This window comes from bacterium, from assembly GCA_023228325.1.
Classification (GTDB): domain Bacteria; phylum Auribacterota; class UBA6266; order UBA6266; family UBA6266; genus UBA6266.
Genome location: JALOBK010000001.1, coordinates 85,482 through 105,144, shown reverse-complemented (window position 1 = coordinate 105,144; position 19,663 = coordinate 85,482). Strand labels below are relative to the sequence as shown.

Annotated in this window: 21 protein-coding genes and 1 tRNA gene; 18 read left to right on the top strand and 4 right to left on the bottom strand. The window is 43.4% G+C overall.

Annotated elements, in window-relative coordinates; translation table 11 throughout:
- Positions 1-106 precede the first annotated feature (106 nt).
- From ffh to M0R36_00475, 14 genes are all read left to right on the top strand, one after another.
- Positions 107-1,432: a signal recognition particle protein gene (ffh, locus tag M0R36_00540; GenBank protein MCK9554296.1), complete on the top strand. Its 1,326-nt coding sequence runs from the start codon at positions 107-109 to the stop codon at positions 1,430-1,432.
- A 90-nt stretch (positions 1,433-1,522) separates the two neighbouring features.
- Positions 1,523-1,768, top strand: coding sequence for a 30S ribosomal protein S16 (gene rpsP, locus M0R36_00535; GenBank protein ID MCK9554295.1), 246 nt, complete (start codon positions 1,523-1,525; stop codon positions 1,766-1,768).
- Positions 1,769-1,772: 4 nt separating this feature from the next.
- Positions 1,773-2,483, top strand: coding sequence for a tRNA (guanosine(37)-N1)-methyltransferase TrmD (gene trmD, locus M0R36_00530; GenBank protein MCK9554294.1), 711 nt, complete (start codon positions 1,773-1,775; stop codon positions 2,481-2,483).
- A 3-nt stretch (positions 2,484-2,486) separates the two neighbouring features.
- Positions 2,487-2,933, top strand: coding sequence for a 50S ribosomal protein L19 (gene rplS, locus M0R36_00525; protein MCK9554293.1), 447 nt, complete (start codon positions 2,487-2,489; stop codon positions 2,931-2,933).
- A gap of 14 nt (positions 2,934-2,947) precedes the next feature.
- Positions 2,948-3,592 (top strand): ribonuclease HII, encoded by a 645-nt coding sequence (locus M0R36_00520; protein ID MCK9554292.1) that lies wholly within the window; start codon positions 2,948-2,950, stop codon positions 3,590-3,592.
- Between the two features lie 16 nt (positions 3,593-3,608).
- Positions 3,609-3,968 (top strand): YraN family protein, encoded by a 360-nt coding sequence (locus M0R36_00515; protein ID MCK9554291.1) that lies wholly within the window; start codon positions 3,609-3,611, stop codon positions 3,966-3,968.
- Positions 3,969-3,970: 2 nt separating this feature from the next.
- Positions 3,971-5,506, top strand: coding sequence for a YifB family Mg chelatase-like AAA ATPase (locus M0R36_00510; GenBank protein MCK9554290.1), 1,536 nt, complete (start codon positions 3,971-3,973; stop codon positions 5,504-5,506).
- Between the two features lie 36 nt (positions 5,507-5,542).
- Complete coding sequence (locus tag M0R36_00505) at positions 5,543-6,334, top strand: dihydropteroate synthase (GenBank protein MCK9554289.1); 792 nt, start codon at positions 5,543-5,545, stop codon at positions 6,332-6,334.
- A gap of 29 nt (positions 6,335-6,363) precedes the next feature.
- On the top strand, positions 6,364-7,905 hold the full coding sequence (locus M0R36_00500; GenBank protein ID MCK9554288.1) for an ASKHA domain-containing protein: 1,542 nt from the start codon (positions 6,364-6,366) through the stop codon (positions 7,903-7,905).
- Entirely contained in the window at positions 7,895-8,176 is a 282-nt protein-coding gene (locus M0R36_00495) for a hypothetical protein (GenBank protein ID MCK9554287.1), read from the top strand. Before M0R36_00500 ends, M0R36_00495 begins: the two co-directional genes overlap by 11 nt.
- Positions 8,177-8,215: 39 nt before the next feature.
- Positions 8,216-8,359, top strand: a complete 144-nt coding sequence (locus M0R36_00490; GenBank protein MCK9554286.1) for an entericidin EcnA/B family protein — start codon at positions 8,216-8,218, stop codon at positions 8,357-8,359.
- A 70-nt stretch (positions 8,360-8,429) separates the two neighbouring features.
- The gene (locus tag M0R36_00485; GenBank protein MCK9554285.1) at positions 8,430-8,789 is read left to right on the top strand and encodes an STAS domain-containing protein; all 360 of its coding nucleotides are present in this window, start codon (positions 8,430-8,432) and stop codon (positions 8,787-8,789) included.
- Positions 8,790-8,794: 5 nt separating this feature from the next.
- On the top strand, positions 8,795-9,484 hold the full coding sequence (gene rnc, locus M0R36_00480) for a ribonuclease III (GenBank protein ID MCK9554284.1): 690 nt from the start codon (positions 8,795-8,797) through the stop codon (positions 9,482-9,484).
- A complete protein-coding gene (locus M0R36_00475) occupies positions 9,459-9,737 on the top strand; it encodes a hypothetical protein (protein MCK9554283.1) in 279 nt (92 codons plus the stop codon). Before rnc ends, M0R36_00475 begins: the two co-directional genes overlap by 26 nt.
- Positions 9,738-9,743: 6 nt before the next feature.
- On the opposite strand, the gene corA is transcribed toward M0R36_00475, so the two are convergent.
- The 3 genes from corA to M0R36_00460 form a co-directional block, all read right to left on the bottom strand.
- A complete protein-coding gene (gene corA / locus M0R36_00470) occupies positions 9,744-10,817 on the bottom strand; it encodes a magnesium/cobalt transporter CorA (GenBank protein ID MCK9554282.1) in 1,074 nt (357 codons plus the stop codon).
- A 145-nt stretch (positions 10,818-10,962) separates the two neighbouring features.
- Positions 10,963-11,037, bottom strand: a tRNA-His gene (locus tag M0R36_00465).
- 10 nt (positions 11,038-11,047) lie between these two features.
- A complete protein-coding gene (locus tag M0R36_00460; protein MCK9554281.1) occupies positions 11,048-11,509 on the bottom strand; it encodes an HNH endonuclease in 462 nt (153 codons plus the stop codon).
- A gap of 375 nt (positions 11,510-11,884) precedes the next feature.
- On the opposite strand from M0R36_00460, the gene M0R36_00455 reads away from it, so the two are divergent.
- Positions 11,885-14,254: a glycosyl transferase family 36 gene (locus M0R36_00455; GenBank protein ID MCK9554280.1), complete on the top strand. Its 2,370-nt coding sequence runs from the start codon at positions 11,885-11,887 to the stop codon at positions 14,252-14,254.
- Here the strand turns inward: M0R36_00455 and M0R36_00450 are convergent.
- Positions 14,251-14,997, bottom strand: a complete 747-nt coding sequence (locus tag M0R36_00450; GenBank protein MCK9554279.1) for an inositol monophosphatase — start codon at positions 14,995-14,997, stop codon at positions 14,251-14,253. The genes M0R36_00455 and M0R36_00450 overlap by 4 nt on opposite strands.
- Before the next feature lie 93 nt (positions 14,998-15,090).
- Here M0R36_00450 and M0R36_00445 point away from each other — a divergent pair, with 93 nt between their 5' ends.
- Genes M0R36_00445 through M0R36_00435 form a run of 3 tightly spaced genes read left to right on the top strand, consistent with a single transcriptional unit; the run spans position 15,091 to position 19,657 of the window.
- Positions 15,091-17,610 (top strand): DEAD/DEAH box helicase family protein, encoded by a 2,520-nt coding sequence (locus tag M0R36_00445; protein ID MCK9554278.1) that lies wholly within the window; start codon positions 15,091-15,093, stop codon positions 17,608-17,610.
- Complete coding sequence (locus M0R36_00440) at positions 17,607-18,239, top strand: type II secretion system GspH family protein (protein ID MCK9554277.1); 633 nt, start codon at positions 17,607-17,609, stop codon at positions 18,237-18,239. Before M0R36_00445 ends, M0R36_00440 begins: the two co-directional genes overlap by 4 nt.
- 32 nt (positions 18,240-18,271) lie before the next feature.
- A complete protein-coding gene (locus tag M0R36_00435) occupies positions 18,272-19,657 on the top strand; it encodes an FAD-binding protein (GenBank protein MCK9554276.1) in 1,386 nt (461 codons plus the stop codon).
- The last annotated feature ends 6 nt before the right edge of the window (positions 19,658-19,663 follow it).

Genomic DNA, 19,663 nt, shown 5'->3' with positions numbered 1-19,663 from the left:
AAAAAACAGTTATTGAGTTATTTAGTTAGTAAATTATCAGGCTTTGAATATTAATGTGCGCTCAATAACTCAGTAACTTAATAACTAATTTCTAAACAGGGATGTTATGTTTGACGAATTAACGCTGAAATTCGAAAGATTATTTAAAAATTTGCGGGGCTGCGGCAGGCTCAGCGAAAAAAATATTGAGGATGCGCTGAGGGATGTAAGGCTTGCTTTGCTGGAGGCGGATGTCAATTACCGGGTGGTCAGGGAATTTATAGAGTCTGTTAAGCAAAAAGCCCTGGGTAAAAAAGTTCTTTCCAGCGTTTCTCCGGGCCAGCAGTTTATCAAGGTCCTGTTTGATGAGCTGGCAGAGTTCCTTTCGGGCGGGGATAACGCGGAAATCATGCCGGAAGATAAAATTATTCTTATGGCGGGTTTGCAGGGTTCAGGCAAGACGACAACGTGCGGGAAACTGGGGCATATGCTTAAAGAGAAAAGCCGGAAGTCTCTGCTTGTTGCCTGTGATATACACCGTCCGGCGGCGATAGAACAGCTTATACAGATAGGACGCTCCAACGGTCTGGATGTGTTTTTCCGGAAGAAACACAGGAATGCGGTTGAAATTGCCCGGGACGCCCTGGCTGAATGCAATCAGGGTAAATACGACCATCTTATAGTTGATTCGGCCGGCAGGATGCATGTTGATGAAGCGATGATGAATGAAATAATCGAAATAAAAAAAGCGATCCTTCCTTCAAAAATTTATTTTGTCGCCGATTCCTGTACGGGGCAGGATGCGGTATTGAGCGCGGAATCGTTTCACAAAGCCCTGGATTTTTCGGGCGTTATACTTACCAAGCTTGACGGGGACACAAGAGGCGGCGCTGCCATATCAATAAGGCATGTTACGGGTAAACCGGTTGTTTATGCGGGCACAGGGGAAAAAAACGGCGATCTGGAAGTCTTTTATCCGGAAAGGATGGCTTCCCGGATATTGGGTATGGGGGATGTGGTTACGCTGGTTGAAAAAGCTCAGGGGTCGTTTGACCGGGAGGAGGCTGAAAAACTGTTTAATAAGATCAAGAAGCACGAGTTTGATTTTAACGATTTTTTAAACCAGGTAAAACAGTTGAAAAAGATGGGTTCTTTGACGGATATCCTGAGTTATCTGCCGGGAGCCGGAAAAAACAAAGGCCTTAATGTCGATGACAGGGAGTTAACCAGGATAGAAGCGATAGTATCATCCATGACCGTTAAAGAGAGAAAAACCCCATTGATAATTAACGGGAGCCGGAGGAAAAGAATAGCGGCAGGCAGCGGGACAACATTGCAGGATGTCAATTCTCTGATAAAAAGATTTGAAATCAGCGGGAAAATGTTAAAAAAAATAACGCAGTTTAAAGGTAAAATGCCCGGCATCCCCGGATTCGGGTTACAGAGAAAATGATTGACTTTAATGTATCCATGCTGTATATTTTCTCACTTGTAATTTTATAATGTTTTATATTAATTTTGGCTGGTATTTTAGGAGGAATTAATGGCTGTAAAAATCAGGCTTAAAAGAATGGGTTCGAAAAACAATCCTTTTTTCAGGATTGTGGTCGCCGATACAAAAAGCCCCAGAGATGGAAGGTTTATCGAGCAGATAGGCACTTATGACCCCAAGGTTGACGGTAAGGTAACCGTGGACAAGGAGAGGGCCGGCTACTGGATGGGAAAAGGGGCGAGACCTTCAGACACGGTCAGGGTGCTGCTTAAAAAACAGGGCTTATCGATCAGTTAATAAAATGTCCCGGCGCAAAAAATTAACTGTAATCATTTTAACGCTTTTTCCAGGCATGTTTGCCAGGGTGTTCAGCGAGTCGATAATCAAGAGAGCTGTAAATGCAGGTAAAGCGGAAATTAAAATAGTTAATCTCAGGGATTTTACAAAAGATAAGCATAAGACCGCGGATGACAGGCCGTACGGCGGCGGACCCGGAATGGTTTTAAAGCCCGAACCGATTTTTGAGGCTGTTAAAAAGTTTAAGAAGAGAAATTCAGTTGTTTTGCTGGCCAGCGCGTCAGGGAAGAAATACACACAGAAAGATTGTGAAAGACTTGCGTCCTGCGGCCATATTATCATCATTTGCGGGCATTATGAAGGAGTTGATGAAAGAGTCGCTGAAAAACTGGCAGACTATGAGTTTTCCATCGGCGATTATGTTTTGACAAACGGCGAGATGCCTGCGATGATAATCGTTGATTCAATTATAAGGTTGCTGCCGGGCGTTCTCGGACATGCTGATTCCAGTAAAGATGAATCTTTTTCAGCCGGCATTCTGGAATATCCGCATTATACCAGGCCTGCCGTTTATAAGAATTTTAAGGTTCCTGAAATCCTGCTTTCTGGGAATCATAAAGAAATCGGCAGGTGGCGAAGAGATAAAGCTTTGGCAAAAACAAAGAAAAACAGAAAAGATTTAATCGGCAAAAGCAAGTTTTTAAAGGGAGATTAAAAAATGAACAAAATCATATCCGAAATAGAAAAATCACAAATGAAGAAGAAAATCCCTCTGTTTACCGTAGGGGATACAATAAAAGTCCTGTTTAAGATACTTGAAGGCGATAAAGAAAGAATGCAGGCGTTCCAGGGTGTCGTTATTTCAAGAAAAAGCGCGGGCATTAATGAAGCCGTAACATTGAGAAGGATATCATACGGGGAAGGCGTGGAAAGGGTTTTCCTGCTGCATTCTCCCAAAGTAGGCAAGATCGAGCTTATAAAAACGGGTTCCACCGGCAGGGCAAAATTATATTATCTCAGGGATAAAGTCGGGAAAAAAGCGCGCCTGAAGAATGAACAGCATGTGGCGGGAATGGCTGAAGAAAACAGCCTTGTTTCCGAGGCTGCTCCTGCGGTTAAGGATTCCGAACCTGTTAAACCTGAAACGGAAGCGCCTAAAAAGTAAAAAGCCGGCAAAGAATGACGAAATCCCCGGATGAAAAATTTTATTCTCTTTTGGAAATAGAAAACAGTTTACACAGACAGGGATTAAAGTTCATTGCGGGAGTTGATGAAGCGGGCAGGGGGCCTTTAGCGGGCCCGGTTGTGGCAAGCGCGGTGATCTTCCGTGAAATCCCTCCGGTTTTAGGAATAGATGATTCGAAAAAAATATCGAAAAATCAAAGAAAAAAGATGTTTGATTTTCTTGTTTCTTCTTCGAATGTCGCCATAGGAATAGGAACCGAATCAGAAGATGCGATAGACAGGAAAAATATCAGGGAGGCATCTTTTGAAGCAATGAGAAAAGCAATTTTTTCCCTTCCGGTTAAACCGGATTTTATTATTGTAGACGGATTCGCGATACCCGGGCTTTCCATTCCCCAGCAAAATATAATCAAAGGTGATTCCAGATGCCTGTCAATAGCCGCTGCGTCAATTATAGCCAAGGTATTGCGTGATGACATGATGGATAAATATGATTTTGAATTTCCTGATTACGGGTTTTCAAGACATAAGGGTTACGGCACAAAAGAGCATTTGGAGTGTTTGAGAAAATTCGGCCCGTGCCGGATACACCGAAAAACGTTTGCGCCGGTAAAAAATTGCCGTAACGCGGAAAATTAAAGGTATAAAAAGACAGATGAAAAACGCTGAACTGGCGCGAATAGGAGAAGATGCCGCCGTAAAGCACCTGATTGATAAAGGATATTCCATTCTCGAAAGAAATTTCAGGACAAGATTAGGCGAAATAGATATTATAGCCGAAAAAAGCGGCAATGTTATATTTGTTGAAGTAAAATCCAGGACGGAAGGGACGGGTTTTATTCCTTCCGAAGCCATTGATTCCAGGAAAAAACGGCAGCTTGCCAGGTTATCCGGCTGTTATATTTCCCAGCGCGGCGGAAAATACTGCGATTTCAGGATAGACTTGATAGGTTTGGTCTTTAAAGCCGGCAGGCTTTTAAGTGTAGAACATCTGGAAAATATTATTGAGGGTTAAATATGCTAGCGCAAGTAAAATCTTCCTGCGTATATGGGATAGACGGTCATCTGATAGATATTGAAGTGGACATATCAAGGGGGCTTCCCGCAAGTGTTATAGTCGGGTTGCCGGATGCGGCTGTAAAGGAAAGCAAAGACAGAGTTAAAGCAGCCATGCAAAACTCAGGTTTTAAATATCCCTCAAAAAGGATTACCGTGAACCTTGCTCCCGCAGATTTAAAAAAAGAAGGCTCGATTTTTGATTTACCTATCGCTATCGGTCTTCTGTCCGCTTCAGAACAGATAAAAAAAGAACGAACAGGCTACATTGTTATAGGAGAATTGTCGCTGGACGGGAAAGTCCGCCCGGTAAACGGTATTTTATCCATGGCTATGATGTGCGCGAAGAATAATTTCCGGGGTATTATACTGCCTTCGGAAAATGCGGGTGAAGCGTCTTATGTGGAAGGGATTAAAGTGATAGGCGTATCAAGCCTGGCCGAAGCGGTTGATTTTATATCGGGAAACAGCGATATTGTTCCCTGTGAAAACAAGCGTGATACGGAGATGAGTTATGTTAATCCCGATTACATAGATTTCTCCGAGGTAAAGGGCCAGGAATATGTAAAGAGGGCGCTGGAAATAGCTGTTGCCGGGGGGCATAATATTTTGATGATAGGGCCGCCCGGAACAGGGAAAACAATGCTTGCGAAAAGGGTCCCTTCGATAATGCCGGATATGAATATTGAGGAGGCGCTGGAAACCGCGAAAATCCACAGCACCGCCGGCGTTAATAAAAAATATTTCAGGGACGGGATGTTTAAAAGACCTTTCCGCTCGCCGCATCATACAGCAAGCGATGTATCCATAATAGGCGGCGGACAGTTTCCGAAACCCGGAGAAGTTTCACTTGCGCATAACGGAGTTTTATTTCTGGACGAACTGCCTGAATTCAAAAGAAATGTGCTGGAAGTGCTGAGGCAGCCGCTTGAAGACAGGGAGGTTACTGTTTCGCGTGTTAAAACAACCGTTACTTTCCCCGCAAATTATATGTTGATTGCCGCGATGAATCCATGTCCCTGCGGGTATTTTACGGACCCGGAGAGAGAATGCAGATGCACCCCCCTGCAGATACAGAGATATATATCTAAAATATCCGGGCCGCTGATGGACAGGATCGATATTCATATAGAAGTGCCGGCGGTGAAATTCAAGGATATCGCATCGAAAAAATCCGCAGAGCCTTCATCTTATATCAAATCCAGGATTGAGAAAACCCGGAAAATCCAGAAATCAAGATTCGGATCCGGCAAAATACACTGTAACGCGCAGATGAATTCGAGGCAGATAAAAAAACATTGCCTCATCGAAAAAGAAGCTGAGGAACTGTTAAACAGAGCGATGGATAATCTTTGTCTTTCTGCCAGGGCTTACGATAAGATAAAGAAGATAGCAAGGACCATAGCCGATATGGATGAATCGCCCGGCATTACAGGCAGGCATATTGCGGAAGCTGTCCAATACAGATCCCTTGACAAGAATATATGGCCTGCATGAAAATGGGATACAGGAATTATTGAAAGGATTATTGTTATGATTATCGTTGGCGAAAAAATAAATACCAGCAGGAAAGTCGTCGCGGACGCTGTCAGGAACAGGGACCGGCAGTTTATTCTGGACCTGGCAAAAATCCAGGAAAGCGCCGGAGCTCATTATATAGACATAAATGTGGGAACGTTCATTAAAACGGAAGCTGAAGATATGGCATGGGTTGTTGATTCGGTTTCGGGCAATGTAAAAATTCCCCTGAGCATAGACAGCCCCGACCCTAAGGTAGTTGAAGCCGCCCTTGATATTATAAAAGGCCCCGTTTTGATAAATTCGATATCACTGGAAAAAGAAAGGTTCAGCGGGCTTATTCCTGTAGCGCAGGAGTTCAAATGCCCTGTGATAGGTCTGCTTATAGAAGACGGGAACCTTCCCGTTGACGCGGAAAGCAGGATGAAAGTTGCCGATAAGATTATCACCCGCCTGACAGATAAGGGTATAGAGCATGGCTCGGTATTTATTGATCCTATGGTCCAGCCTTTGAGCACCAGTATGAACGGTTTGACCGAGATATTCAGTTTTGTAAGGAAATTCAGGTCTGATTTTCCCGATGTCCATTTGATTTGCGGTTTAAGCAATGTTTCTTTTGGTTTGCCTAACAGAAAACTGATAAACCGCGCTTTCCTCGCCGCGATGATGACGCTGGGTATGGATTCGGCGATTTGCGATCCTCTTGATAAGGAGCTTATGGGCCTTATAGCGGCGCAGGAAGCATTACTGGGAAAAGATGAGTTTTGTATGAAGTTCATTTCTCTTTCCAGGAGCGGAAAAATATAATTCAGTTTTTCGGCTCTGCCGGAATGCCAATGATGAAAAAGAAAAGACAGATTAAGATTAACGGCGGCAGGTATAGTTTTTACTCTGGAGAAACATTCAGGGATATCCTTTTGCGCAATGATCTGGGTATGATTTTTCCCTGCGGCGGCGGCGGAATATGCGGAAAGTGCAGGGTAAAAATAATATCAGGGAAACAGAAAATCACGATACAGGATAAAGAAAAAATAGATAAAGCCGAACTTAAACAGGGATGGAGACTTGCCTGTAAAATGGTTCCGCAAAGCGGTGTTGAAGTCTACATACCCCATGAAAATACGATTGGAAGCAGAAAAGTCCGCTTTACCGAAAGCCGCCCTGATGGCAAAACTGTTGAGTTTGCGGTAATCGATGCCGGTTCATCGACCGTTAAAGCTATGCTGGCGGACGGCGCCGGCAATGCGGGCCCGGTATTTTCAGTTGCCAATCCCCAGATAAAAATATCCACGGATATCATAGGCAGAATCGGTTTTGCCATGGAAAGCGCAAATAATTATACTTTTCTGAGAAACCTGCTTATAGAAGGGATAAATAATGTCTTGAAAGAAGCTTTGATTTCTTCGGGAAAGGTCTCTTCGGGCATCAGGCGCGGGCTTATAGCGGGAAACAGTTTTATCACAGCGCTTTTAAAGGAAGAGTCGCTGAAAGGGCTTTCGGCTGTTCCTTTTAACTGCGCGAACCGGAAGTCAAAAAAAATAAAGAGTGGTGATTTTTTCCGGCTTGGGTCTGTTTCGGTGTTGCCTGTAATCGGGGGGTTTGTCGGGGCGGACGCGCTTGCCGGATGCCTCTATTTAAGGAAATACTATAAAAATAAAAATGTGATTTTGATAGATATAGGGACTAATGCCGAGATAATTGTTTATTACGGCGGCAAATACTTTGCCGCATCAGCTTCAGCCGGACCGGCTTTTGAGGGTTTGGGTATGAGCTGCGGTTTTCCCATGCTGGAAGGAGCGGTCCGGGATATCCGCTTTAAACCTGCGGACAACAAAGCCCTTTCCCGGGAATCCCGGTTTAATTTTACAGTGTCATCTATGGGGCATTTAAAGCCTGTCGGGATTTGCGGAACGGGGTATCTGAGCGCCGTAGCGGAATTCCTGAAAAAAGGACTTATCGACAGAACAGGCAGAATTGCCGGCGAAAAAGACAGGATAGAAATCACGGATGATATTTCGATAAACCAGAAAGATATAAGAATGTTCCAGGATGCCAAAGCCGCTATCGCGGCCGGCATAAGCCTGATTCTTAAAAAAATAAAAGCCGGTTACGGTGATTTTGCCGAAATCCTTGTTTCCGGCGCTTTCGGAAGCAATGTATCCGTTGATGATTTTTATGCTACAGGTATAATATCACCTGAATTCCGCAAAGTGAAAGCTATGGATAATTTAGTGCTTAAAAGCATGCTGGATGTTGTCGCCGGGGGAGTCAGCATGTCGAAACTCGAATCTTTTGCGGCGAAGGTGAAAAGAATAAAACTGGCGGAAGATAAGGATTTCATGGAATATTATACGGGGGCTATGAGTTTTGAAAAATAATTTAAAGGGTAAAAAGTTTGTTATCGGTGTTATTATAATAACGGCATCCTATTTTTTAGGGGTTCCTGTTCTGGTCGCAGGCATTGCTTTCATGTCCGCTAAAAGGTATTTTACAGGCGCAATCTGTTTTGTGATATACGGGGTATCGTGGCTTCTTTTGCTGGCGGGTATTTTTATGTCGGGCAGGGAAGGGTATCGCTTTGTGCAGGATAAAATAAAGGCTTTTTGGCGCAGAAAGAAAAAAGTTGAACCGGATAACAAAAACATTTAATCTTCCGGAAACGGAATATTAATATTCAGGGAGGAGACAATGAGAATAGTTGCTGCGGTGTTGCTGGCAGTGTCCGCGCTGGTGATGTTCAGCGGATGCGAGACAACAAAAGGCATGGGGCGCGATATTACCAATCTTGGCGATGTGATGTCGGGGAATGACCCTCAGAATGTGACATATTAGAATTTTATAATGGCTTGAACAGTCTTTAATAAATATATATAATAATAAAAATACCTATATGACTTCGGGAATGGAAAAAATATTTGTTATTGAAAAAAGGGGAAATGTCGATATCGTGCATTTCCTGGCGCAGCGTCTTACAGACCCGGTATTGGCGGATAATATTAAGGAATACCTGCTTAAAACGGCTGAAGAAGGCAAAATACATCTGATAATTGATTTTTCCAATGTCCAGTACCTTTCAAGTTCTTATTTAAGTATACTGGTGGCTCTTGATAAAAAGGTCAAATTTGAAGGCGGCAGTGTGAATATATGCTGCCTGAACCGGAATATTTCAAGTATCTTTTCTATTGCGCGTTTCGACACGATTTTTGATATTTTCGGTTCTGAAAATGATGCCGTTACCGATATGGAATCAAAAATTAGATAAATACAGTGAGAAAACCGGACTACATTAATATTCAAAAGAAAATAGGTTACCGTTTTAAGGACAAGTCCTTGCTGTTTACATCCTTAGTCCATAAATCCTTCCGGAATGAAAATCTCGATGAGGCCCCTGAATGCAACGAACGGCTTGAATTTTTGGGCGACTCGGTCCTGGGATGTGTAATATCGTTCCTGCTTTATAAAAAGTTTCCCGATATAGATGAAGGAAAACTGTCTTTTTTAAAATCATTTATCGTTTCCAGAAAAGTCCTTGCGGAAATCGCGTCAGGTATGGATATGGGAAGTTTTTTGATAATCGGCAAGGGAGAGGAGAAAAGCGGCGGCAGGGAAAAAGAATCAAATCTGGCAAATGTATTTGAAGCGCTGATTGCCGCCATTTATATGGACGGAGGGTATGAATCCGCCGAAAAATGGATAGAAGGGACGTTTAAGGGCCGCATAAAAAAAACAGGTGTATCCGATAAATACAGCGCAAAGAATAAACTCCAGGAAATAACCCAGTCAAGATATAACAGCCTGCCGGTTTATAATGTAGTTGAGGAACTCGGTCCCGAGCATAAGAGAAAATATACCGTCGAAGTTTTGGTTGAGGGAGAAAGCATGGGGAAAGGGAACGGTTTTTCAAAGAAGGAAGCGGAAAGGAGCGCGGCAAATGAAGCCATTAAAAAAATGCGCTAGTTTTTCCGTTTTTGCGTTGGCAATGGCAGCGGTCGCGGCCGGCGGCTGCTCTGTGCCAGCCCAGGACAAGGAAAAGCTGGCAGGCGGCGAAGTTAATACATTCTTTGAGGAGCAGATAGAGGAGACTGCGGACAGGGGAAATCCCGAAGAACCGGCAATACAGAAGCTTCCTTACGTAAAAAAACAGAAAGAGCGCGTACAGAAGATTTACGATGAACACAACCGTGAACTTATGGACCAGATGGAACAGTGAAAAGCTTTACAGCCACTTCTTTTTCTTGAAGAAAATAAGCATTACAACAGCGATAATCCCCATAGATATGACGATTACGGGATAACCCAGAGGGGATTCCAGCTCAGGCATATATTTGAAGTTCATGCCGTAGACGCCCGCAACGAATGTCAACGGTATAAATATAGTCGCTATTATGGTCAAAACTTTCATTACTTCGTTCATCTTGTTGCTCAGGGATGTAAGATAAAGGCTGATCATGCTTGATACGACATCCCTGTAAGTCTCTATGTTGTCTATTATCTGAACGGTATGGTCGTAAACGTCCCTGAAAAAGATTGAAGAGTTCTTGTGTATTAAAGTATTTTCGGAGCGCTGGATTCCGCTTATGGTATCCCTCAGGGGCCAGATGGATTTCCTGATGGCTATAAGGTCCTGCTTTAATGTATTTACGGTTTTCAGCGTGTGCTGGGGAGGGTCGTCGATTACTTTGTCTTCGATAACGGAAATTCTGTCTCCTACATTTTCCAATATCACAAAATAATTATCCACTATGGCGTCAAGCAGTGAATAAGCCAGGTAATCCGGGCCCTGTTTTCTTATGCGGCCTTTTGCGTGGCGCAGGCGGTCTCTTATAAGGTTAAAGACATCCCCTTCTTTCTCCTGAAAAGTGAGGACGAAATTTTTGCCGATGATTATGCTTATCTGCTCGGATTCAATGGAAGCGTCTTTCTTGTTTATATCAAGCATTTTCAGTGTGAGGTAGACATAATTGCCGAAATCCTCGAATTTCGGGCGCTGGGAAGTATTTAAAATATCTTCCATCAGGAGAGGGTGGAATTCAAAACAGTTTCCCAGTTTTTCAATGACTTCGATTTTATGAAGTCCGTCTACGTTTATCCATGTCACCGTGGGTTTGTTTCTGAGTTTGAAACACTCATCAACATCTTTAGTCTCGAATTCCTGGAATTGGGATTCATTGTAGTCGATGACGGTTATTTTTATATGTTCTGTTTTCTGTTCGCCTATATGTATGAGAGCGCCGGGTGTCAGTCCGGCCATTTTGGAAACCTGTGTTTCTTTGCGTTTCTGTCTGTTCATAACCATAATATCTTATCTTTTTCTGCGGATTAAATCCAATAAATAAGTTGCGGATGGCGAAGAGGTTTCCGTCCTCCGTTGATTTGCTCATTTCAATTCAATCGCAAATCAAAGCACTAAGGCCAATTTTCCCCAAAACAGAAATTGGGGTGGCTAACGGGATTCGAACCCGTACAAACAGAGCCACAGTCTGTTGTGCTAACCACTACACTATAGCCACCATCGATATTTTAGATTAAATGAACGATACAATGACAATTTCTGCAAAGCCACTCTAAATTTTCCGGCTTATTGTTTTTTCTGTTGGAATCTTTATGATGAACAACTAAAATTCTTCTATCTGTTATGCCGCATCTGCGGCACTTTTCCGCTTTACCATATCTTTTTAAGAGCCGCCTATAGACCGATTGTCCCGATACCCAGTTAGGCGCATTTTCACCACAGCGGCTATTTTTGTTTTCCCACGAGCAATGACATTTCACAGAACAAAAGAACTTCTTGCTTTTTGACCGGGCAAAATCTTTTGGTGTACGATAAATCTTTTTGCCGCAATAATCGCAATTAAGCAATTTTCCGTTTATCTGCGATTTACCCTGGCACTTTTTAGAACAATACTTGCCCCAGCCCTTTTTCGCATGGTAATTTTTGATAAATATTTTTTTACCGCATACTATGCATTTTTTTTCTAGCATGCTTATATACTACACTAAAAGGCCTAATATGGCAAATGAGCGGTATAGTCCACAGTTATGCGCACTAACCCTGCCAGAGGCGAATCCGCCTTCAGCGGAAACTGAGCGATACCCGCCACCGATATGACGTTGAATAATATAATAACATTTCTTTTATGTCAATGAGTTTTACCCCGTTAGAGAGACGGTTCTAAAACCGTTTCTTTAACGGGATGTGCCCCCCCTTAAAAACTTACCGCTATGGTTTTAGTTTTCTTGACTTCTTATCTTCTTTAAGTTATGATTTGCGAAAATTTCAGTATTTTTTTCGACGGATTATGCTCAATTTATGATTTATATATAATGTATAACTTATTGCAAAACAGGAGATTATGAATGAAGAGCAAAAACAAGTACGGTTATTTTAGCGATGACGGGTCGGAATATATTATAGAAAGGCCCGATACCCCGAAACCATGGGCGAATGTTATCTGCAATAAGACATACGGCCTTACAATCTCCCAGACGGGAGGGGGATACAGCTGGGCTTATAATTCGAATTTGAACAGGTTAACAAGATGGGAACAGGATTTAATAAAGGATGAAAGCGGGAAATACCTGTACATCAGGGATGATGATACGGGGGATTTTTGGTCGGCGACATGGAAACCCACCTGTACGACTTTTGATTATTACCAGTGTGTTCATGGCGTAGGTTATTCCATTTTCAAGATGGAAAAGTGTTCCATCTATTCTGAAATGAGGGTGTTCGTTCCCAAGGGCGACAATTGTGAGATATGGATTGTAAAACTTCACAATAAAGCTAATTCCGCCCGTAAAATCAGCCTGATTTCTTATGTAGAATGGCTGACCGGCGCGTGGCCGGATTGCCACAGGGAATTCCATAAGCTGTTCCAGGAAACAAAATTCGATAACTCATCAAAGGTCCTTACCGTTAAAAAAAGGCTGGGAGGTATTTCAGAGGATGAAGCCCCGTGGAATACAACATGGAATTATGTAGGCTATCATACGGCATCGGTAGTTTCAGGTTATGAAGGCGATAAAGAAGAGTTTATCGGGATGTACGGGAATGTAATGGCGCCGAAAGCCGTGAAAGAAGGGCGGCTTTCCAAAACCACCGGAAAGTGGAATGATTCTATAGCGTCTATCATGTCAAAAATAGAAATGAAGCCGAATGAGACAAAGGAAATCGTATTTGTTCTCGGTTTGGAAAAATCGGAAGGTGAAATATCTAAAACCGTCAAAAAATATATTAACCCTAAAAAAGCTCACAAGGCGCTGGGGGCTGTTTGCGATTTCTGGAAAAAACTTATGAGCCCGGTTGAAATCAAGACTCCCGATGATAATATGAATATTATGACAAATATCTGGTTGAAGTATCAGGCTATTTCGGCCAGGATATGGGGGCGGGCGGCTTATTATCAATCAAGCGGCGCCTATGGTTTCAGGGACCAACTCCAGGACAGCCAGATATTTTTGCCTCTGGAGCCCGAAGAAACAAAGGAAAGGATACTTGACCACGCAAGACACCAGTTCAGCGAAGGAACAGTTTATCACTGGTGGAATACACTTGAAAATAAGGGGCCGAAATCCGAATTTTCAGACGATCTTTTATGGCTTCCTTTCGTTACGGTCAATTATTTAAAAGAAACAGCCGATTTCAGCATACTTAAGAAAAGCGAGCCTTTTGTAGACTCCGGAAGAGCGAGCCTTTATGAACATTGTTTAAGAGCTATCAAAAAAAGCCTGTCCAGGATGAGCAAGAGAGGTTTGCCTCTGATAGGAGAAGGCGATTGGAATGACGGTTTAAGTTCATGCGGTGACAAGTGGAAAGGCGAATCCGTATGGATGGGGCATTTTCTCTTCGGAGTTCTGAATGAATTCGCCGCGGTCGCAAAAATGGCGAAAGATAAAAAAACAGCGGATATGCTGTTGAGAAATGCCGCAAAGCTGAAAAAAGCGGTGAACAAATACGGGTGGGACGGGAAGTGGTACTGGCGCGCAACTACGGACAGCCGGCATATATTGGGCAGCAGCAATGAAAAATGCGGAAAGATATTTCTCAATGCCCAGACATGGGCGATAATAAACGGGATAGAAGATGATAAAAAAAGGCGTAAATCCATGTTGTCATCCATGGAAAAATACCTTTACCGTGAATTCGGCCCGATTCTTTTCCATCCGGCCTATGATGTCCCTAACCCGAAAATCGGTTATCTTACGAGGTATGCCCCCGGTGTCAGGGAGAACGGCGGGCTGTATACGCACGCCGGTGTCTGGGCAATTCAGGCTGAATGCGCGGCAAGAAGGCCTGATATGGCTTACAGGCTGTATAACAGTTTTAATCCTATAAGAAGGGGGGAAAACCCCGATTTGTATAAGTGCGAGCCGTATGTTACTCCCGGTAACGTTGACGGCCCTGATTCGGAAAATTTCGGAAAAGGCGGCTGGACCTGGTATACGGGATCGGCTGCATGGTATTACAGGATAGCATGCGAATGGATACTGGGTGTAAGACCCGCATATGAAGGCCTTGTTATAGACCCGTGTATTCCTTCGACATGGAAGAACTTTGAGATAAAAAGAAAATTCCGGGGGGCGACATACCATATAAGGATAAGAAATCCCAAGGGCAGTTATCAGGGAGTCAAAAGCCTTATAGTCGACGGCAAAGAAGTAGCGGGTAATATTATTAAGCCGTTTAAAGATAAAAAGACCCATGAAATACTGGCTATATTGATTTAGATGATACTTGGGAATTCGCCGGGTTTTATTTTGCCGTTTGTTGCTGTAACATTATAGGAGTTATTGCCTAGTGCGTCTGCCTTGATATCGCCTCCGGCCTCTTTTAGTATCAATTCGCCCGCGGCAATATCCCAGTCCATTATTCCGTATTCAAAATAAATGTCAAAACGCCCTGCGGCCAGCCAGCAGAGGTCAAGGGCCGCCGCTCCCATTATCCTTATTTTTTTTACCCTGGTTATCAGTGAATTGAAAATAACAAGTCCTTTTTTTATTGTTTCTTCGGATTTCATAAAACCGCAAACCACAAAAAGCTCATTGGTTTTACCTGTCTGCCGCGTTTTTATCTTTTCGCCGTTTAAAAAAGCGCCTTTCCCTTTTTCGGCGTGGAACAGTTCGTCCCTCACCGGGTCGAACACAACGCCGAGAATTTTTTCGCTTTTATGGAGTAAAGCTATGGAAACGCAGAACTGCGGTATGTTTCTGGAAAAGTTTGCTGTCCCGTCCAGCGGATCGATAATCCATGTGTAATCGGACGCATTATCCGTTGTTCCGCTTTCTTCCGCTAAGATAGAGTGCTTCGGAAATTCGGAGAAGATGGTATCTACGATTATCCGCTCGCTTTCTTTGTCCAGCGCGAGTTTTGTGTCGAATCTTAATTCTTCGTCTACTATTATTTTTTTACCGAAGCTCTGCAGCTGCAGTTTTCCGGCTTTTTTTGCCGCTTTGATTGCCGTTTCAAGCATATATTCCTCTTTTTAAGCTGATTCTGATAGTATATAAATGTATTGAACGCTTAATTGTATCAATCCGGATAAAAACAGAAAAGGGTTTTTAATATGAAATACGCCGCGCCTGAAACGCTTATTTTACCTCAAGTGACTGAATATATCCGGAATGTTATAACGGATACCGACGGCAATGAAGTTTTTTTTATATGCAGGCCGGGAACGGAAGGGAAGATAGAGGAGGCCGTAGAAGTGGCCAGGGGAAATAAGATTTCCGTCCCCGCTGTCCTAAGCATGCTTCGGCCCGGGGATGTTGTCCTGCATAATCATCCTTCGGGCAACCTTACGCCTTCGGCCGAAGATATAAATGTGGCGTCCCGGATAGCCGACGGGGCAAACGGTTTTTATATTACCGATAACAGCGTCGGTAAAATTTATGTGGTTGTGAAGGCGTTTGTTCCCGATAAAATAAAACTTATCAGCGCCGGGGAACTAATATCTTTTTTCAACGCGGGCGGCAGCATAGCTTCAAAACTTGATAATTATGAGTACAGGAAAGAACAGGTTGAAATGGTTAAGTTTGTTTCCGGCTGCTTTAATGAAGCTAAAATAGGGTTAGTTGAGGCCGGAACGGGAACGGGAAAATCTTTTGCTTATCTGCTGCCCGCCATAGTATGGAGCCTGTTGAATAATGAACGGGTTGTTATATCGACAAATACGATAAATCTTCAGGAACAGTTATTTTACAAGGATATACCCCACCTGTCCAGGATGACGGGGATGAAATTCAAATGGTGCCTTGTTAAAGGAAGAACAAATTACCTGTGCCTGAGAAAATGCGACAGCGCGAAAAAAGAAATGAAATTAATCAGCGAACATGGAGAAAAAGAGTTAGCCGATATATTCAAATGGGCTGAGACCACCGCAGACGGCAGTAAATCGGATCTTGATTTCGTGCCGAAAGATTCCCTCTGGGAAATGTTTCAATGCGAAGCCGACCAATGTTTAAGGATAAAATGCCCTCATTACGGAAAATGTTTTTTTTACAGGTCGAGGAACCGCGCGGCTTACTCCAACCTGATTGTTGTAAACCATCATATTCTTATGACGGATATTGTTTTGCGGAAGACAACGGAAAATTATAAAACCTCGCTGGTACTGCCGAACTTCAAAAATATTATTATCGACGAAGCCCATCATATCGAGGATGTGGCGACTTCAAACATGGGTATTGAGATATCCAGGTTCCGGGTGTCCAAGATATTCGGCAGGCTGTTAAGGCACGGCGGCAGGAAATCGGGGCTTGTGGTGTTTATCAAAAAAACGCTCTCATCAATGCCGGACGGGGGGAAACGCAAAAAAACGGGTATTGTCGAACATATACAGAAAACACTTATAAAAGACATCGGCAGGACTGAAAAAGAAATAAAATTCCTGTTTGAGGAGTTGAATAAGATTTTCAGGAATTTTTTCAAGTCAAGTTCTGAGACAGAGAAGCTCAGGATCAATCATGATGTTCTAAACACGGATTTCTGGATAGATTCCGCTGTCCCCCTGATGAGAGAGCTGTGCGCAAAACTTTTAGCCGCCGGCGATATGCTGAAAAATTTATTTGATATGATTGAATCGGAAGGGCTTGCTAAATCAGGCAGCATGACATCGCCTCTGATAGAACTGAAATCAATAGCGGCAAGGATCCGGGCCATAGTCGATGATTTCCGGTCGTTTATGGGCGATAGCGATGAAAACTGCAGATGGGTGGAATTCAAGACTTCCAGAAAATCTGATTTTTACCTGAAATTCTGTTCTTCTCCCATTATAGTGGCGGATATATTAAAAGAGTATGTTTATGATAAATATAATACCATCATATTGACATCGGCGACGCTTTCGGTTAACAGGGGTTTTGATTTTATAAAAGGCAGGCTTGGTATTAATCTCGTGAACGAAAGGCAGTCGGAGTGCCTCCTTCTGGAGTCACCTTTTGATTATAAGAAACAGGTTTTTTTCGGTTTGCCTTCGGGGATCCCCGAGCCGAAATCCCCGGATTATACGGAAATGCTCAGGAACACGGTCTGTGATGCCGTCAGGGTTTCGGAAGGAAGAGCTTTAATACTTTTCACTTCATATAATATGCTGGAGACCATATGGGCCCTTGTCAAAGATGATATAGAAAATTCGGGATATAAGGTTCTTAAACAGGGTGAAAAAAACAGGTACAGGCTGTTAGAGGCATTCAAAAAAGATACAGGGTCTGTTTTGCTTGCAACCGAGAGTTTCTGGGAAGGGATAGATGTTAAGGGGGAAACACTGAGTCTGCTGGTTATTACAAGGCTTCCTTTTAAAGTTCCGACCGAACCTGTCCTTCTGTCGAGGTCCGAGTACATATCGATGTCCGGAGGGGATTCTTTTTCTGAATACAGCCTTCCTCTGGCTGTGATAAAATTCAGGCAGGGATTCGGCCGCCTGATAAGGCACAGGGATGACAGGGGCGCCGTGCTGGTGCTGGACAGGAGAATAATTTCCAAAAGGTACGGAAAAGTCTTTCTCGATTCCCTTCCGGATATAGATGTTAATATCGACGCCGCAAAAAAACTTTTTACAAAAATGAGAAAACTGTTACTGAAATGAAAGCCGCAAAAGGGTTTACGCTTTTGGAATTTATGATTGTCATTATGATAATATCATTCCTGTCCGCCTTGTTGTTCCCGTCTTTAAGGATTGCAAGGGAGAAAGGAAAAACAGTCTTATGCGCTTCGAATTTGAAGCAGATAGGATATGCCCTGATGATGTATGAGAAAGACTGGCCTCCGTTCCTTCCCAAAGCCTGCGGAGGGTGCCAGTGGGGAGGCAGTAAAGACGGATGGACAGAACAGATTTATCCGTATATCCAGTCGAAAGATGTGTTTAAGTGCCCCTCTCAGCCGGAAGAATCCATGGGCGAGTTCGGTTATTTTCTCAATTCCCGGCCCGCCTACAATAACGGATATGATTATTTAAGATATAATATTATAAAAGACCCGCAAAGATTTATTCTTGCCGGGGACTGCACCTTTAAATTCAGCCAGTGGGACTGCGATAAGGACAATTATACCCAGCAGTGCCTTTTTTGCCGGGAAACCGCGCATTACGAGGATAACTTCCATTTACGAAAAAACAATGTTCTTTTCGCTGACGGGCATGTAAAATTATATTCTGAATTTCAGGCGGAAGAGATGATGATTTTTTATGATGTTGAAGGGCCATGGGTCCAGCCTTGAAAATACGCCTATAACTCGGAGGGGTATCCGGTTTGCTGACAGAAAAACAGATCAGATCGTTGCGCGATATTGCCGGAACTGAAAACGTATTTTTCGATTCCGGGAGCATAGAAAAATATGCGCAGGATGAAACCCCCGGCATGAAGTATCAGCCTGACACCGTGATTATCCTTCCCTGTATGTCCTGCGTAAAAGAACTTGTCGGCTTTTGTAATGACCAGAAAGTGCCGATTATTCCGAGAGGCGCCGGAACGGGAACAACAGGCGGATGCCTTCCTGTTTACGGAGGAGTGGTGCTTTCATTTGAAAAGCTTAATAAGATCATTGATATTGATGAAAATAATCTTATGGCCGTGGTTGAACCCGGCGTAATAACAGGTAACCTGCATGCCGAAGTGGAAAAAAGGGGATTATTTTACCCTGTTGACCCGGCCAGTCTTGATTCATGCACCGTCGGCGGCAATGTAGCTGAAAATTCGGGAGGGCCCAGGGCCGTTAAATACGGGGTAACAGGCGATTATGTATGCGGCATTAAGGCTGTCCTTCCGGACGGCACGGATTTTGTGTTCGGCGGTAAGATCGTGAAAAATGTGATGGGCTATGATATTCCCGGCATACTGGTCGGATCGGAAGGGACTCTTGCGATATTCAAAGAGATAACCTTCAGGCTTATTCCAAAACCTCATTTTGTTTCGGACCTTCTGGTGCCTTTTCCTTCCATAAGAGACGCGGCGCTTACCGTGTCCCGGATACTGCGCAGTAAGATTGTCCCGTCCGCTATCGAATTTATGGATAAAAGCAGTATCGATGCGGTCGGAAAGCTCCTGGAAAGGAAAATGCCTTATGGGGAAGCGGGAGCGCATCTTCTGATACAGCTTGACAGCTCGGACGGGGATGAAGCTGAGAAAATCTATGAAAAAGTCGGCGGGATATGCATGGAAAACAATGCCGAAGATGTGCTTGTTGCGGATAACAGCCGGATGAAAGAAAAACTCTGGGAGGCGAGAAGGAAAATAAGGGAAGCCATAAAACCGATAAGCCCCGTTAAACGGTCTTCGGATGTAGTTGTCCCGAGGTTTAAAATCCCGGATTTGCTTGAACGCATTTACCTGCTGCAAGATAAGCATAAAATAAGATTTATAAATTACGGGCATGCCGGCGACGGAAATGTCCATGTGAATATTTTAAAAGAAAATATGGAAGACAGTATCTGGAATGAAAAGCTGCCTGTTGTCCTTGATGAATTGTATGCGATCGTGGTGGGCATGGGAGGCGCGATTTCGGGAGAGCACGGTATCGGGCTTGTCCAGAAAAAATATTTAAGAAAAGCTGTCGGAAACAGAGAGATAAAAATAATGACGGACATTAAAAAATTATTCGATCCTAACAATATAATGAATCCGGGTAAGATATTTTAAGCGCGG